Below are 15,775 nucleotides of genomic sequence, written 5' to 3' on the forward strand. Positions count from 1 at the left end.
CTACCGAGAGCAGTCATGCATCCGTCATTCGCAGAAATCCTGCTTATATCCGTCGCCGTTTTTGTTCGACTTCTACTTCCGTCCCTGATCTTGGGGTTCGTCGGTTACGCTTTGGCAAAAGACAAGGGGCGTCCGGTCGCTAAATGGACCATCATTTCGTTCATACCCATCGTCAACTGCATCGGCCTGATCTTTCTGATTGGCTGCACCAACTTGCGCCTTGAGCGCAAAATTGACGCATTGCTTGCTGGCCAAAATGCAGGCGCCGACCCGCGAATCGAACCGCGCTTCGACTGGAAATAGACCGGATTTTGCAGGAGTGACCTCGCGCGAGAGATACCTCCATCAACGACCGTAGCGCCCCGGGTCAGTACCGAAGAACCGAACTTCAGGTCGAGTGGCCCGCAAGCGCGAAAAAACCGCCGGACCCTGATGATCAGGGACGGCGGGCGTGAGACTTCCGTATTTCGACGAGTTTAGGCCAAAGTCACCACGCGGCCTTGCAGCTGTTCGGCCTCTTCGATTGCTTCGAGATAGTCACGAGGCTGCAGCTTGGTGAAAGATCTCTCATCCCGCTCTCGACCCAGAAACCAGAAGCTCCGCGTGTCCTTCGCGTCGCAGCACACTCCGGTCCATTCAGACCATGCCAGTCCCATTTGCCGGAAAACCTGTTAAGGCTGCCGGAGTCGACGTTCAAGTTGGCGAGCGCGACATCCTCAAAGCGAGCGGCAATTCAGTTTCGTGGGGCGTTAACGTCAGTTGTCTTTCAAGAGCCCGGTCCGCAGTGCAACTCGCCTGCCCCCGGCGCCCCGATGTACGGCTATGTGTTCGTCCTTCGGCAAGCGGCGCAGCATAGCAAAGTGCCGCTCGTCGCTCAGTTCGACTATATGCAGCCTCTTCCAGATTCGAAGGCACTCGTCAGCGAGGACTGCGTCCAATCAACTGATGCACCGCACGCCGCCAAGGCTGCGCAGACGTAGGCAGTCGTCTCACTGCTCGTCGCGCAGATCATCCAGGCGGATTGAGGAGGTCAACGCACCAGTGCCATCGCTCGAATCGCGTGCGCAATGAGCGGGTCCAGACTCGGCCACCGCCGCAGCTTTGGCCTCGCCCTTCCCCTGGGCCTTCCGCGCGGGGGCGAGTCGTCGAACGGGGTGCTTCTAAAGACGCGGACATGCGCACGGCCCACTGTTCGAACAACTCGGACGTCCCGTGAGGCGGCGAGGGTCCGCAGCGCGAGTCTGACTCGCCAGCGGCGCGCTTCAAGCGCTTCTGCCAGGCCTTTCACTGTCCATTCTTGGCCGTCAACCATGAGATCCACGATTCGCTCTTCCAGCGTGGCAACGTAATGCGCGTCCGACATCTTTCAACTCCGAGTTCTAGGCGACGGGCTTTGACAGGGGCGACGCGAACGCCTCCCGTTTGGCGCGCGCGCACGGGTCCAAGGGCGGTCGCGGCCGGCATCAAGTGATACCGACACAAGATAGAGAACGCAGTTTGACTTGCTCGTCAGCTTTCTCGCTTTCTTAAGCGGGCGGCCCACGCCTATGCGGGTGCCGGATCGCCTTCAGCTCAAAGCCTTCTGGGCGTCGTCCGAACGACCGTTCTGTGACTGGTCAACTATATTTGAAGTTGTAAGATTTTTGTATGTGACGCCCGGCCGCACGCCCCGCGCAACGAACCCCGGATCTGTTGCATACACGCCTGGGCCCTCCAACTGCTCTTCGCCGCGCCGGCGCTGCGAAACAAGGTCTCAGATAGCTACGGCTCGATGTCTGTTACGCGGCGCGCGGGGAAGCGCCCCGCATAGAGCGGCGCTTGGACGCGTCGTCCTTGGCGGGCCGGGGGCAGGATTGTGCGGAAGGGGCAACTACGGCGCGGCAGATGGAACGCTCACCCGAGAATTTTGGCGTTTTCGCGGCGCGCTCGTGCGACGAGCGCGGCAACCGCGCATGACGCGAGCCGGCTTAAAACCGAGTCCGCGCGACTTGTAAGAATGATTGGAACGCGCGCCCCCAGAACGATACCGGCGGAGTCCGCCCCAGCGAGAAATGACAGGCTCTTGGCCAGCATATTGCCCGCTTCGAGGTCCGGGACCACCAGCACGTTAGCGCGGCCAGCCACCGGTGAGTCAATCCGCTTGATCGTCGCGGCCTCGATGTCGATCGCATTGTCGAGCGCGAGCGGTCCATCCACCAGCGCGCCCGTGATTTGGTGCCGGTCCACCATCTTGCAGATCGCGGCGGCCTCGAGCGTCGAAGGTACCTTGGGATTGACCGTTTCCATGGCTGAGAGTATCGCTACCCGGACGTCGTCGACCATCAGCGCATGGGCGAGATCGATGGCGTTTTGGACGATATGGACCTTGTCCTCGAGTGTGGGCGCGATATTGATGGCCGCGTCAGTGATGATCATCGCCTGCTCGTGGCCGGGCACGTCCATCACGAAGCAGTGGCTGATTCGCCGCGCAGTGCGCATCCCCGCATCGCGTTTCACGACGGCCGCCATCAACTCGTCGGTGTGCAAGCTACCCTTCATCAGCGCTTCTGCCCGCCCCTCTCGCACGAGCCCTACCGCAATCTCCGCCGCGGCTTCGCTGAACGGCGCCTCGACCAACTCGCAGCCGTCAATGGAAATGGCCAGCTCCGCCGCGACAGTCTCGATGCGCGCGCGGGGTCCCACGAGGATCGGCGCAATGAGGCCCATCCCAGCGGCCTCGATCGCACCGCCAAGCGAGCTGGCGTCGCACGGATGCGCGACAGCTACCGGTAGCGGCGGCAAATCCTTGCAGGACTGAATCAACCGTTCGTACTTGGCATGTGCTGCCATAGTGGGCTCCTGGGACACTGGATCGTCGTAGTCCGCCGCGCTGCGAGCGCCCATAAACGTTAGCACACGGAAAATTATTGCCAAGCTGAGCTTTTCATGAACCAAAAGAACCCCTGCAAATATGCAGGGGGCCTTGGGAGAGACAACTGTCCAATCTACCGAGCGCTCTGCCCGGCCTCCACGCATGAGCGCGCAATAGCCTACAGATGTCCCCCTGGCGGATCAGTCGACACACGAATGGGGCGACATTCCACCCGATGATGCACATCAGACCGCGGCACAGCAGCAACCTGAGACGGGCCGCCAGGCTCGCACAATGCGACCGCCTTGAGGCGGCGTTACGCGAGGCTGTTGTCAACTGGCGCTGCTATCCAGCAGTACTGGAGCTGCCGGCAATGCGGGGCATCCAGTTCACCACCGCCGTAGGCATGCTCGCGGAACTCGGCGACCCGTCGTGATTCGAGCGCCCGCGCCAGCTGATGGCCTGACTGGGGTGACGACACCGGAAACCGAGTCTTCAATGGGCGCGGGTGACCGGCAATCCCGTCCTCGCTTGGATCGACATCGAACTGAGTTGGTCTCCTGAATTCACCAACGACGACGCGTGGCGTGAATAGAGCAGAGTGCGGTCTACACCTCGTTGTCGTTTTCTGGAACAGTTCGCGCGGAGAGGAACGGCCGGCACACCTCAGATCTCCGTGAAGAAGTTCATAGCAGATTAAAGGAGGACTTAGCCATGAATCGTCTCAACGGAGCTGTGGTGTTAATGTCGCTCGCGCTCGCAACCAATGCGTGGGCTCAGACTGATCAGGTCGCGGCTCAGCCCGCGCATAGCGACGAAATCGTTAGGATGCGAATGGAAATCTCCGCAGCAAACAAGAAATATAACCAGAAAGTCGCGGCGGCGAAGAAAGTTTACGACCACAAGAAGGCGGAAGCCGCCAAGGAGCGCGACGCTGCGATCGCAATGGCCCATAACGGTGCCAGTGCGCAAGAACTACTGCGTCGTAGGCATCTGCAATCGGATGACGGCCCTGCTACGGTGCTAAAGGTCCAGCGAGTCGCCGGGCTTTCGAACACGCGCGCTATATCCAATGTCTCTGATGCTGGACATTCATGAGTGCTTTGGCGTGCTCGTCATCGCATACACCAGGCCCGCGGTACCTCACGACGTGTGGGGGGTTCCCGTCGATCGAGCACGGTGGCTCATCCGGCGTCCTAACTCAGCCGCGCGGGGATGGGCGCACGTGGCGGCGAGGATGAGTGGAAACACCCAAAGGAAGAGCACGAGCAGAAGCAAAAGCGAAAGGACGAACATATCAGCCTCCAATGTGAGCGCCCCACCTTGGATGGTCCGGCGGGACTAGGCTCTAGTCGAAAGCTTATAGAAAGCACGGAAGCAGGCGTGTGGCGAGTCGACGCAGTTCGAGGCTCTACTTAAAAATCCAGGTCCACGCCGGTGCGCCGCTCCTCCAGACATTCCGCGAAGCCTACGCTACGACAAAGCCCGGTGTTCTTGCTGCCGAGCATGGGAATACTGGCGGTATTCATCGTTGTAAAGCGCGTTGCGAAGCTGCTCTGTCAAATCCTCAGTACTCTGGGCGCCGTAGGTGAAGAGACCTGCCCAGTCCAGTTCGTTGCACGCTCGAGCCGATCGCAGGCACTCTAGGAAATACCGACGGTCTTGCTCTTTAGCTGCAGACAAAGCAGTTCTACCGAAACGAGCTTCCGCAAACAAGAAAAGCCCGAAGGAACCAACGATGAGCGGGACACCCCAACCGTGCTGCTTGACCATCATCGCGACCGTACCCAGTGCAGCCACGATTGCCGCGATGCCACTCAGAATCATTGCCCGCAGCAACAACGATGCAGCTTTTCGCTGAAACTGATTTTGCGATTTGGTGTTGCGGATTCCCTCGAGTTGTTGGCTGAACAGCTGATAGTTGGTTACGTCGTTCTCACTTGCAGTGTAATACGCGTGCAACGACTTCAAATAAAAAATGAGCGTCTCGACTTGTGGAGGTCAAGCGTCGCTATCCCTGCAAGGGCTGGTTCAACAACAACATAGAGCTTAGTGTCATCTTTTAGGTCTACGACGTATTCGCTCACGTTCACTCCCCTCCCTCATTGGGCTTGGCTTCTGTCCGGCTCGGCGTTTGTCGCCTGTCACGCGCATTCTAACGGGCGGTCAAGCCCCACCAGCAGTTCCTGATCAACGAGGCATCTTGCAGCAATAGAGTCTGTTGGCGCCCGCCGACACGGCACTCGAACGGCCCCGTCCTCCGATTGCGACTCAGCGTCGCATACAAAATCCTTACAGCGCGACGTATAGTTGACATGTCCACTAATCTTGATGCGGTGGTGCTGGTTCGTCCGCCCTACCGCGTCACCCATGAGATGTCCGCTGATATTCGGAAGGCAAGCTTTGAAATGACCGCAACAGATATTCAGAAAGCCCGGGTGCAAATGGGCTGCGAAAGACGGGCACCCATCGAGACCGATGCGCTGGTCGTCGGCGCGGGCCCCGTTGGCCTGTTTCTCGTCTTTGAACTCGGGCTCCTGGAGATTCGCGCGCATGTCGTCGAGTCGCTGGCGCAGCCTGGTGGGCAGTGCATCGAACTGTACCCGGACAAGCCGATCTACGACATACCGGCCATACCGGTATGCAGCGCGCGACAGCTCGTTGGCAATCTGCTCAAGCAGATCGAACCGTTCGTGCCGACGTTCCACCTCCGCCAGGAAGTCCAGACCCTCGAGCGCTGCCCTGACGGACGCTATCTGGCTCGTACGAACACCGGTACGACATTTCTCGCGAAGACAGTTTTCATCGCCGCGGGGGCGGGATCCTTCCAGCCGCGCCGCCTGAAGCTGACAGGCATCGAGCAGCACGAAGGCCAGCAACTGTTTTATCGCGTACAGAACCCTGAACGGTTCCGCGACCGCGACATTGTGATTTGTGGCGGCGGAGACTCCGCGCTGGATTGGGCGCTTCATTTGACGGAAATCGCGAACAGCGTCGTGCTCGTTCATCGACGCGATGATTTTCGTGCAGCGCCCTCGTCGGTCGCGCAGATGCGAGCGGCCTGCGAGGAGCTACGCATGCAGATGCTGGTTGGGCAGGTCACCGGGTTCGAAGCTGATCAAGCGACGCTGCGAAAAATCAAGGTCACCGGGGGTGACGGTGTGACGCGAAGCATCGAACTCGACGATCTGCTCGTCTTCTTCGGGCTGTCGCCGCAGCCTGGCCCCTTGTCGAGCTGGGGCATCGAAATGCAGGGCCGACAGATCGTAGTCGATACCGGGAAATTCGAGACCAGCATGCCTGGGATGTTTGCGGTCGGGGATATCAACACCTACCCCGGCAAAAAGAAGTTGCTCCTCTCGGGATTCCACGAGGCGGCCCTCGCCGCGTACGGCGCTGCAGCTCACATCAATCCCAATGCACGGCAGCTTGTGGAATACACGACTACGAGCTCGCGATTGCACAAGGTGCTGAAAGTTGAAACGCCCTCCCCAAGCCTGCTTGCTGCATAACGAGGCGAAACGCGCTCGGGGACTAGTCTTGTAGAGAACTCACGATGATCGATATTATCCGGCCCGTGTGGTTTATCCCCGGTTGTGCAACTGGTTTTGGTCGCGCTGGCGCGGGCAGTTCTCGCGCGCGGCTGGCGCTGCGTGGTGACTGCATGCAAGAAAGAGTCGCTGATGGATCTCGCCAGCCCCGGGGGCGGACCGGTTGCTTTGCGTCGAACTGGACCTCACCCGGCCAGAGCAGATCACAGCCGCGGTCAATGCCACTCTCGCGCGGTTTGGCAGGATCGATGTCCTCGTGAACAACGCGGGCTACGGTTACATGAGCACGATTGAAGAAGGCGAAGAGGCGCAGATCCGTCAGCAGTTCGACGTCAACGTATTCGGCCTCTTCGCACTTACTCGCGCCGTGTTGCCCACCCTGCGGGCGCAGCGCAGCGGCCATGTGCTCAACCTCTCGTCGGTTGCAAGTCTGATGGGTTTTCCAGGCTCAGGCTATTTACGCAGCGGCTAACCATGCGGTTGAGGGCTGGTCCGATGGCTTGCTGGCAGAAGTTGGGCCGCTTGGCATCAACGTGACCTGCATCGAACCGGATCCGCTGCGCACCGATTGGACTGGACGTTCGCTTATGCAGACGTCAAACCGCATCGCCGACTACGCAGAGACGACCGGCAAACGCACGAAGAACACCCTCGCCATCAGCGGCAAGCACCCTGGCGATCAAGCTCGCGCAGTGGAAGCGACGATTCGGTTGGTCGAAAGTGAGAGTCCGCCGAGGCACCTGGTGCTTGGGCCCTTTGGCGTGGACATGGTGGCGAAGCGCTTGCGCGCCACGCTCGCCGATATCGGTGCCGGAGGTGAAGTAGGAATCGACGCCGATTTTCCAGCAGATCCGACCACCGCCCGCGGGTAGCGCGTGCCGTGCTCGTGTTGGTTGAGAGTCGGCTCCTAACCGTCAACGAACTTTATGCAATTCGAACTCAGCCAGATGGAGCTTGAGATAGTGAGCCTGTTGCGCGCTGGGGGGTTTTCTCAGTTTCGCTGGGATGCCGAGGATCGTGCGATCTGCCTCGGCAATGCGATCTGAGATCAGCATCTCGCCAGTCTCCGGAGCGAACGCAACAAGGTATTTATCGAAAAGTTTGTCGAGCGTAGCCGTAAGCGGCAAACCATTGCATGGATCTAGTCGCTCCTCATCGGTGCTGTCGCTCCACGGTTTGGCGTGGCTCGCGATGAGGGCCGGTTGGATCGTAAGGCCCGTCACCGCACATTTGCCGTCCCATAATTCCAACATCCGCTTGCGGTAAGTTCCTTGACCGAGCCGAGCTTGAATCAAGGCCTCGCGCTGCGTCCGCGACAAATCCGCCCGCCGCTCAATCGCGATGATGTCGGCTGACGTGTCATCGCCGTCCAAAGGTACGTTCGCGCCCGCAAACTCATACGCCGCTTTGCGAACCTGAGCGAAATCGCTGACGTACCAGTAAGGCTGCCGGCTCACGTGCGGGTGCGCGTAACCATGACGCTCTCGCCCTGTCAGTCGGGTCATGAACGGCTCCATTCTGTCGACCAGAGAGTTACCTCCGAGCCCTACCGAGTAGCCGTGGCGTGCGGGTTTGATGTAAAGCCTTTCCCCTTTGTTGAGGCCTATAAGGCTTATGTTTTGCTCTTTCTCAATTTGCTGGTGCGGCTCAATGCACGAACTGTCCAGCACAGCGTTTATTTCATCCGCGAGTGCCCACACCTGCTGTTTCACGCTGTTCGCTTCCAACCATCAACTCCGATTCGCGGATAGGACCCACAAGTCTACGCGGTCCGCATGCCATTATGGCCTCGACAAGCAATACAGATGACAAAGTGGGCCTCCCATCCACGCAACCTTACGTTGGTCGAGCGCCTTCATCCGGTATTCGAGATCGTAGATGTCGGTGGCTTCGGCGAGGTAAGCCTCGTCGCGTTCACGGTCGCGCTGGTCGGCGGAATTCGTCAGAAACAGAAAGATTCGGCTGAGCAAGTACATGTGGCGGTCACCTGAATGTGGGTTAAGGGTTAACCCTTAAACGCATTGTATAGTGATCTTGTGTGCCTATGATTTCGTGCGTCTGTGTGCCGCATCTGCTGTCGAGCATCGAGGTCGAAGGCTTGAGCAATGAACGCCCGAACGCGGCCCAGCCTGCTCCGACGGCGGCTCCCACGAGACGCTGTTGAAAAAGTCGCTGACCAACTCTTTCCCGTACGTGAGGTCAGTGGGGTGCCGGCGTGAACGTTCGGCGCGCGGTGAGGATTGACGCTGCTGGACATTTCGTCTCAGTCGCGCACTCGACGACGTGTGCTTAGAGGGCGGCACCAGGTGAAATGGCGCATTACTGTGCCGGCGTGCCTGACCTAAGTTGGACGATACGCTTGGCCGTCAGATCCGCCCAATAATCCATCACATGCTCTGCGTCGCCCCATCTACCGGCCCCCGCATTCTCGATGCTCATTCCGCTGGCACGGCCGTCCACCGCTTCGGCGATAACCTGTCCAGTTTGACCGTCCGTGACCTCGCCTTCGCCCTGTGCCGAACCGGCGAAGGCATAGGTGTTCGTCCCGAGGCTCTGCACCATATTGAGCAACCTAGCCAGCGGGATAATCACCGAGATCGTCCGCAATTTAGGCGTCCCGCTCGTAACGTTAGTGAGAGCGGCACAGACCACCAAAATGTGTGTGCCCTGCAGCTCGACGATCGGCATCACGCTCGACAGGCGAGTTTTTAGTTTAGTGTAGAAATAGCTCGTCAATATCTGCTGCTCCCGCGCGTCGATAGGTTTGGTGGCATCGTTGATGAACACCACAGGCTCGAGGAAGATGCCCGTGTAGGAATTCCAGTTTATATTTGGATTGACGTAGCGAAGCCGCGCCTCGCCCTCCTCGCCCGGATGCAGCAGGGAATAATTGGTCAGAAACCCTGTTTTCGACGCCTTTTCGACATCGGAAAGCGGTTGCTCATTTGTGACAGCGCAGGCGACTAATGTCATTGTCGCCAACAAAGGACATATGCTCTTCAACATCGTATCACCTCCGTTCTGCCCGCCTGCGCGAGCGGATATAGCGGTTACCTACCGCCGAACAAATGGAAGAGACACGTTCTGCGACGCTCGCGCTCGGACACGTCAATCATCAACGTAAGGTGCCCAAGCGCCTGTCTGAGTATCGGTATCTGGTTTGCGAATCAGCATGCGCCGTGGCAAGGGGCCGCAACCTCACGCTGCTGACGGTAGTATTGATAGCGGTTCAATCGAAAGCCATTGGCCTCTAGTCTTATTCCGGTACTTTATTTTTTCGCAACGTTTACGGCGCCACACCCCAGTCACCCAAATTCTAAAAACAAGTGGCTTGCGAAATCTGCTCCGCAGTTAAAGCTTCCTATAAATCGCGCTTTCCCGCGAAGGGTCGCCCAGTAACGGCAAGACGCCTCTTCTCGGCGACACCGCCGTTATTGCCGAGCATCAGACTCCCTTAAAGTGATGTTGCTATCGTTGAATATTTTTGTGCAGCCTTTTTTGAGTTTCGATTTAAGAGGCGATGGCCGGGCGATTCATCGCTCCAATAAAATCGAAAAAAAACCCGGCGCATGGTCCGGGTTTGAGATGTGCGAATCAATTCGCGGCCTTATTGGTCCTCGTCGGATGCGCCTTCGTGCAGGATGTAATGCTCGAAGAACCAGTCCTTCTTAACGGTATTGAGCGGCAGCTTAAACGCTGACGCGCCAGCATGCCCGCGGCCTCCGCAGCGCTCGGCCATCACAGAAACATCCGTACCCTTCGCCGCGCGCAAGCTCACGGCCAACATGCCCTTCTCGATGCGCCAGAGCAGCGCGAACGTGCCGTTCTTCTGGCAGATTTTGTCGCCCACCACCGAGCGCAACTCCGGATTGCCTGCGCCAATGTTCACCTTGTGGCCCGCGCACCCGCAGAACACTACAGGTTCGGCAGCGTCAGCCAGGTTTGCCACCATTGCATTGAGTTTGGAATCGATCTGCCGGCCATACTCGAGATAACGGTTCGGAAACGACGTGGCCAGCTCGTCCCAGACGTCGAAATCGCGCGCGCTGGAGGGAACGGAAACGTCGCGTTGCCGAGCTGATAGATCCGCCACTCGATGCACCGCAGCCTGAGTGAGCATGCGCCCGTCAATGCGTGCCACGCGACTCGCGTTTCTTCCGCTCGGTCTCCTTTGTTCATTGTTTTGGCTTTCGGAACGGGTCCGATGCTCGAATTGCCGTAGATTAGACGAGAGTTTTCGGGTTCCACAATTAGCGCTTGACTCAAACGAGACTACGAGATGATCAAAAGGATCTCAATCATTTCGGGCTCCGTCGCCTTGGGTTGTATTGTTACGATACTGCCAGTTTTTTCCAGCGTTTATATCGCGAACAAAGAAGCCGAACGTCGCGAACAGGAAGACTTGCAGGCATTTGCTGAGAAAGCGCTGATGCGTGCGGAACTCGTCTCGTACCAGGCATATGCAGCGATCGCCGACATGGAGGCGACGCCTGATGGTCCATGCTCATCCGCACACATCGCGCAGTTTGCGCGCGTGATTTACAACTACCGATACATACAAGACGCCGGCGCCTACGGATACGGAAAATATCTGTGCTCGCCCCTCCTGGGCGACGTGCAAGCGAAGCATTTGACGATGCCTCGCCCGAATTGGCAAAGCAACGACGGCTACGCGGTCTGGTTCAGGCAGAAAAGTCCACTCAGCGTCGCGCGCATGGATATTCAGGTTGGTCGGGATGGAAACTACGTCTCGATCGATCCGCAGTCCTATGTCGATCTTATTGATCCTGCCCAAAGGCCCATCGCTGCGATCAACGTCGACACAAATACCATTCTGGGACTGTCGGTCGGCGCGGACAAAGACGACATGCTCAGTGCATGGACGCAGGCCGGACACGTGAGCAGCAAACTCTGGTACTACGCCGTATCCCGTTCGGCGATCCGTCCTCTCGGTGTGGTCGTGAAGTCCCCCCGTCATAGCCTCATCGGAGACTGGACTGGCTTGTTAGCGATGTGGCTTTCGTTTGGCGTTGTTGTTGGCGGATTATTCGGCTGGCTTGCATTCAGAAGAATCTCAAATCTAGTCTCTTTTCCCGCGACCCTCGAATGGGCCATCGCGCGCAAAAAACTGGACGTTTGTTTCCAGCCAATCGTCAGGCTCACGAGCGGCGAATGTGTGGGCGTTGAAGCGCTGGTCCGTTGGAAGCTGAACGGGCGTAACGTCTCGCCAGAAATCTTCGTGGCCGTCGCCGAGCAAAACGGCCTCGCGCAGTCGTTGACCGACCTGGTATTGGACAAGACGGTTACTGAACTGTCACCGCTGCTGCGCGCGCGACCTTCATTCTACGTGTCCATTAACGTCAGTAGTGAAGACCTACGGACGCACCGATTCCTTGACATCGTCGCCAGCAGGTTGAAGGGAACGGGCATCCAAGCACGTCAAATCAGGATAGAGGCGACGGAACGCAGCTTCATGAATGCCGACGAGACGCGACAAACCATAGCGGCATTCAGAAATGCGGGCCATCCGGTGTACATCGACGACTTCGGTACTGGGTATTCCAGCCTGTCGTATCTGCAGACCTTCACGATCGACGTACTGAAAATCGACAAGTCGTTTATCGATACCATTGGGAAGGAGGCAGCGTCGAGCATTGTCGCTCCCCATATCATCCAGATGGCACATGAGCTTGGCGTGGAGATCGTGGCTGAGGGCATCGAGCGCGATGTCCAGCTCGAGTATCTGGCACAGAGAGGCGTCCAGTACGGGCAGGGTTGGCTGTTTGCGAAGGCCATGCGTGTGCGCGAACTTGTGGCCTGGCTAAGTCAAACACCCCGGCCTGGCTGAGGTGTTCGACTTAGCTCGTCCGGGGACGGGAAACCCCAGCGCAGAGAAAGACGCCACAGGGGCGTCTTGACGCAGGAGTTGCGATGTTATGTTTTAGTCGACCGTATCCACATCAGCGGATCGTCTTTGGAAGGATGGAATCCCTTCTTGGTGGAAATCAACAGGCACACCACCATTCCATGCTTCAGTCCCGTTTCAATCACCATCCTTCTTGCAGGACTCTGATTGTCAAATTTGCACCGCCGTATCCGCGACGTCGAGCGCCGAGCGTTCGTGACGTCCTCGCCCCCGAACTTCCGGACTCGAGCGAAAAGCTCGATGCCGAACGGGTCGATGTAGGCGACAGGATGGTGTCGCTGTACGACAATCTTGCCGCCCCTCCGAGAATGCTTTGTCCTTTTTTAACAGATCGCCCCGTTATACTGGCGCGGCTTTGAGCCTGAGATCGCCCGGCAACGTGGGCGGTTGTCTCCGAAAATGGTGCTCCTACGACAGTTTTCGACTCAAAAAGCCTGACGAGATGCCGATAGTCCTTTGAAAAAAGAGTAAGGCAGTTGTGGATTAACCCAAGGCACAGCGAACACTCTGCCTGGCACTTGGGCGGTCTGGAAATGCTGTTAAACAAAGATTATGTACTGAGAGGAAAGGATGATCGGGGTGCATGAAGCGATGAAGGAAAGCGCCGAACTGAAGGTGTTGATCGATGTATCGATTGAAGGTTGGCGGTTCGTCCGCGTGTTCAATCGCCTCGCGGAACGGCTCGAGTTGAACGAAGTGGCGCGATATACCAATCAGGCCCGCTACTTCCTCAGGAAGGTCGATGACGGGCTCAAACCTTTTGGCTTGCGCATCGTGAGCGTCGAAGGTCAGATCTACGATCCCGGCATGGCCATTTCCGCATTGAATCTCGCCGATTTCGGTCCAGAAGACACCCTGGTCGTGGAACAAATGCTCGAACCGATCATCATGGGGCCCGACGGCCTCGTGCGTGGGGGAACGGTCATGTTGATGAAGGCGGAGCAGGCATGAAACACTACGTGGGCATCGATCTGGGCACCACCAATAGCGCGATCTGTTCTTACGACGGCACGGACATCTGCCTCTACAAGAGTCCCGATCAGAACGATGTGACGCCATCGGCCATCTTCGTCGACAGGCGGAACAACAAGTACGTCGGCAAGCGCGCTTACGACAACACAGCTCGCAATCCGGAAAGCGGGGCGGTCCTGTTCAAGCGCTTCATGGGCACGAGCACGCCGATCCATCTGACCGCGGCCAATGTGACCATGACGCCCGAGGCTTGTTCAGCGGAGATCCTGCGCGTCCTGTACGGCTATTTGCCGGAAGGCATTCGCAACGATCCGGACACGGGAACCGTCATCACCGTTCCCGCCGCGTTCAATCAGATGCAGAAGGACGCCACCATGGCCGCCGCCGAACAGGCGGGTCTCGGCAAGGTGGCGCTCATGCAGGAGCCGGTGGCCGCGGTCATGACCGTAATGCGCCAGCGCAAGGGCGACGGCATGTTCCTCGTCTACGATCTGGGCGGCGGGACGCTGGATATCGCCATTGCCGAGAGCATCAACGGGCGCGTGAGTCTGCTTTCGCACGGCGGCATCGCAATGTGCGGCGGGCGAGATTTCGACCGGCTGCTTCTGGATAACGTCGCCAAGCCCTGGCTGCTCGAGAATTTCAACCTGCCCGAAAACTTCTCCTCCGATCCTCGTTATGCCACGTTGCGGCATATGGCGAGTTGGGCGATCGAGCGCGCCAAGATCGAACTGTCGTCGAACGAAGAGTCGATCATCTCGCTCGATGACAGCGAATTGCGTATGCGCGACGAATCTGGCACCGATATCTATCTCGATATTCCGCTGACTCGTACACGCTTCGATGATTTGATCGCCGACCGGATTGAGGAATCGATTCAGGCCGCCCGCGATGCGATGAGCAAGGCGAACGTCAGCCCGCATGACATCGGGCGCGTGGTGTTCGTGGGCGGCCCGACGCAGTACAAGCCGTTGCGCGACAAGGTGGCATTCGAACTCGGCATCGCCGCCTCCACCGATGTCCGCCCGATGACCGCCGTAGCGGAAGGCGCGGCAGTGTTCGCCGAATCCATCGACTGGTCGAGTGGGAACCGTGGCCGCAAGAGCGGGCGCGGCGCACTGGCGGCGGGCGGTGCGCTCGATTTGACGTTCAACTATCAGGCGCGTACGCCGGATGCGAAGGCCAAAATCGTCGCGAAGGTCGGCGGAAAAATCACCGAGGGCGCGGCGTTCCAGATCGACAGTCTCGATACGGGCTGGTCTTCGGGACGCGTGGCGCTGAAAAACGCCGCCACGATCGAAGTGCCGCTTGCCAAACCGGGTGAGAACCACTTTAAGGTCTTCGTGTTCGACGCCGCGGGCGGTCCGTTGACGCTGAACACCGACCGGATCGTGATCGCACGCACGGCGGCGCAGATCGATGCGATTCCCGCATCGCATTCGATTGGCGTCGAGGCGCGCGGGAAGATTGGTGGACGGGTCGGGCTCGAGTACTTGGTTCGCGAAGGCGATCAATTGCCCAAACGCGGCACCGTCGTTTTCAAGGCCGACGAGACATTGAGCGCGGGCGGTACGGGATCGATCAATTTCAAGCTGTGGGAAGGCGAGATCGAGGATCCCGTGGCGGATAACCGTTTCATCGGGAAGTTCTCGATCGAAGGCCGGGACTTCGATTCCGGCGTGGTCGTCAAGGGCGCGGAACTGATCTGCGAATACGAGATCAACGATTCGGGCGCTATCGTGCTCGAGGTTTCGGTTCCGTCGATTGGCGGCTCGTTCAACAGCGGCCGCAACTTCTATTCGCGCCTTGAAGCCCAGATCGACTTCACGAAGGCCGCACACAGGATCGAAGACGAGGCCGCCCGGCTCGACGCACGTTTGCGCGAGTTCTCGTCGCTGGTGGAAGACGACGTCCGTCTGTCGCGTGCGCGCGAACGCATCGCGCGAGCGGCGGAAGTTCGAGGCGGTTCCTGTGATCCGGAATCTGCCAAACAGGCCATGGACGATCTGCAGGAAGCCAAGCGTCTGATGGCGCAGGTCCGCAAAGAGAACGCCAAGGTCATCCGGCGCATGGAACTCGACAAGACCGTCAGTTTCTTCGATGCCCACGTGCGGCAGTTCGGCCGTCCGGCTGAGATCACCTCATTCGACAATCTGGCCAGGACGGCGCAGCGCGCGATCGAAAGCCACGGGGACGACTTCGAGTCGCATCTGAGCGAAATGCGCTCGAAGAACTTCGTGATTCTCTGGCGGCAGGACTGGTTCGTCATCGACCGGTTCAAATGGCTTTCCGAGGATGCCTCGCTGTTCCCGGATGCACAGGAGCATCTCGCACTGTGCCGTGCCGGACAACAGGCGATGCAGAACAACGAGATCGACAAGTTGCGCTCGGTCGTCAGCAATCTCGACGCAATCAGGATCTACTCTTCGGCCGAGGACGACATGATCGCCGCGTCGAACATTCTCGTAGGCTGAC

14 protein-coding genes and 1 pseudogene are annotated in these 15,775 nt (G+C 58.6%); 9 read left to right on the top strand and 6 right to left on the bottom strand.

From position 1 onward, the window contains the following. Positions 1-15 precede the first annotated feature (15 nt). The gene (locus QCE73_RS25075; RefSeq protein ID WP_309884028.1) at positions 16-303 is read left to right on the top strand and encodes a hypothetical protein; all 288 of its coding nucleotides are present in this window, start codon (positions 16-18) and stop codon (positions 301-303) included. 1,590 nt (positions 304-1,893) lie between these two features. Here the strand turns inward: QCE73_RS25075 and QCE73_RS25080 are convergent. Further along, a complete protein-coding gene (locus QCE73_RS25080) occupies positions 1,894-2,883 on the bottom strand; it encodes a phosphate acetyltransferase (protein ID WP_309884029.1) in 990 nt (329 codons plus the stop codon). A 251-nt stretch (positions 2,884-3,134) separates the two neighbouring features. Here QCE73_RS25080 and QCE73_RS25085 point away from each other — a divergent pair. Then, a pseudogene (locus QCE73_RS25085) lies at positions 3,135-3,284 on the top strand (IS110 family transposase); the annotation flags it as partial. A 281-nt stretch (positions 3,285-3,565) separates the two neighbouring features. Continuing rightward, positions 3,566-3,949 (top strand): hypothetical protein, encoded by a 384-nt coding sequence (locus tag QCE73_RS25090; protein WP_309884030.1) that lies wholly within the window; start codon positions 3,566-3,568, stop codon positions 3,947-3,949. A gap of 375 nt (positions 3,950-4,324) precedes the next feature. Here the strand turns inward: QCE73_RS25090 and QCE73_RS25095 are convergent, their stop codons facing one another. Further along, on the bottom strand, positions 4,325-4,822 hold the full coding sequence (locus tag QCE73_RS25095) for a hypothetical protein (protein WP_309884031.1): 498 nt from the start codon (positions 4,820-4,822) through the stop codon (positions 4,325-4,327). A 437-nt stretch (positions 4,823-5,259) separates the two neighbouring features. On the opposite strand from QCE73_RS25095, the gene QCE73_RS25100 reads away from it, so the two are divergent. The 3 genes from QCE73_RS25100 (at position 5,260) to QCE73_RS25110 (ending at position 7,274) form a co-directional block, all read left to right on the top strand. Next, positions 5,260-6,363, top strand: a complete 1,104-nt coding sequence (locus QCE73_RS25100) for an NAD(P)/FAD-dependent oxidoreductase (RefSeq protein WP_404989814.1) — start codon at positions 5,260-5,262, stop codon at positions 6,361-6,363. 202 nt (positions 6,364-6,565) lie between these two features. Then, on the top strand, positions 6,566-6,874 hold the full coding sequence (locus tag QCE73_RS25105) for an SDR family NAD(P)-dependent oxidoreductase (RefSeq protein WP_309884032.1): 309 nt from the start codon (positions 6,566-6,568) through the stop codon (positions 6,872-6,874). A gap of 28 nt (positions 6,875-6,902) precedes the next feature. Continuing rightward, a complete protein-coding gene (locus QCE73_RS25110) occupies positions 6,903-7,274 on the top strand; it encodes a hypothetical protein (protein WP_309884033.1) in 372 nt (123 codons plus the stop codon). A 42-nt stretch (positions 7,275-7,316) separates the two neighbouring features. On the opposite strand, the gene QCE73_RS25115 is transcribed toward QCE73_RS25110, so the two are convergent. From QCE73_RS25115 to QCE73_RS25130, 4 genes are all read right to left on the bottom strand, one after another. Next, positions 7,317-8,129 carry an HNH endonuclease signature motif containing protein gene (locus tag QCE73_RS25115; RefSeq protein WP_309884034.1) on the bottom strand — a complete coding sequence of 271 codons (813 nt, stop codon included), beginning with the start codon at positions 8,127-8,129 and terminating at the stop codon, positions 7,317-7,319. A gap of 54 nt (positions 8,130-8,183) precedes the next feature. Further along, entirely contained in the window at positions 8,184-8,378 is a 195-nt protein-coding gene (locus tag QCE73_RS25120) for a DUF3563 family protein (protein ID WP_309884035.1), read from the bottom strand. A 343-nt stretch (positions 8,379-8,721) separates the two neighbouring features. Further along, positions 8,722-9,408, bottom strand: coding sequence for a DUF3313 domain-containing protein (locus QCE73_RS25125; RefSeq protein WP_309884036.1), 687 nt, complete (start codon positions 9,406-9,408; stop codon positions 8,722-8,724). 601 nt (positions 9,409-10,009) lie between these two features. Continuing rightward, the gene (locus tag QCE73_RS25130) at positions 10,010-10,543 is read right to left on the bottom strand and encodes a hypothetical protein (protein WP_309884037.1); all 534 of its coding nucleotides are present in this window, start codon (positions 10,541-10,543) and stop codon (positions 10,010-10,012) included. A 138-nt stretch (positions 10,544-10,681) separates the two neighbouring features. Here QCE73_RS25130 and QCE73_RS25135 point away from each other — a divergent pair, with 138 nt between their 5' ends. The 3 genes from QCE73_RS25135 (at position 10,682) to QCE73_RS25145 (ending at position 15,774) form a co-directional block, all read left to right on the top strand. Further along, entirely contained in the window at positions 10,682-12,250 is a 1,569-nt protein-coding gene (locus QCE73_RS25135) for an EAL domain-containing protein (RefSeq protein ID WP_309884038.1), read from the top strand. Between the two features lie 648 nt (positions 12,251-12,898). Beyond that, positions 12,899-13,279: a hypothetical protein gene (locus QCE73_RS25140; protein WP_309884039.1), complete on the top strand. Its 381-nt coding sequence runs from the start codon at positions 12,899-12,901 to the stop codon at positions 13,277-13,279. Beyond that, the gene (locus tag QCE73_RS25145; protein ID WP_309884040.1) at positions 13,276-15,774 is read left to right on the top strand and encodes an Hsp70 family protein; all 2,499 of its coding nucleotides are present in this window, start codon (positions 13,276-13,278) and stop codon (positions 15,772-15,774) included. The genes QCE73_RS25140 and QCE73_RS25145 overlap by 4 nt, the downstream gene beginning before the upstream one ends. The last annotated feature ends 1 nt before the right edge of the window (position 15,775 follow it).

The sequence above is a fragment of the Caballeronia sp. LZ029 genome (assembly GCF_031451275.1).
Taxonomy (GTDB): domain Bacteria; phylum Pseudomonadota; class Gammaproteobacteria; order Burkholderiales; family Burkholderiaceae; genus Caballeronia; species Caballeronia jiangsuensis.

What these genes read in the sequence shown, in the direction of transcription:
- QCE73_RS25075 (WP_309884028.1), top strand. Translation starts at nt 16, where the DNA reads ATGCATCCGTCATTCGCAGAAATCCTGCTTATATCCGTCGCCGTTTTT.
- QCE73_RS25080 (WP_309884029.1), bottom strand. Translation starts at nt 2,883, where the DNA reads ATGGGCGCTCGCAGCGCGGCGGACTACGACGATCCAGTGTCCCAGGAG.
- QCE73_RS25090 (WP_309884030.1), top strand. Translation starts at nt 3,566, where the DNA reads ATGAATCGTCTCAACGGAGCTGTGGTGTTAATGTCGCTCGCGCTCGCA.
- QCE73_RS25100 (WP_404989814.1), top strand. Translation starts at nt 5,260, where the DNA reads ATGACCGCAACAGATATTCAGAAAGCCCGGGTGCAAATGGGCTGCGAA.
- QCE73_RS25120 (WP_309884035.1), bottom strand. Translation starts at nt 8,378, where the DNA reads ATGTACTTGCTCAGCCGAATCTTTCTGTTTCTGACGAATTCCGCCGAC.
- QCE73_RS25125 (WP_309884036.1), bottom strand. Translation starts at nt 9,408, where the DNA reads ATGTTGAAGAGCATATGTCCTTTGTTGGCGACAATGACATTAGTCGCC.
- QCE73_RS25135 (WP_309884038.1), top strand. Translation starts at nt 10,682, where the DNA reads ATGATCAAAAGGATCTCAATCATTTCGGGCTCCGTCGCCTTGGGTTGT.
- QCE73_RS25140 (WP_309884039.1), top strand. Translation starts at nt 12,899, where the DNA reads ATGATCGGGGTGCATGAAGCGATGAAGGAAAGCGCCGAACTGAAGGTG.
- QCE73_RS25145 (WP_309884040.1), top strand. Translation starts at nt 13,276, where the DNA reads ATGAAACACTACGTGGGCATCGATCTGGGCACCACCAATAGCGCGATC.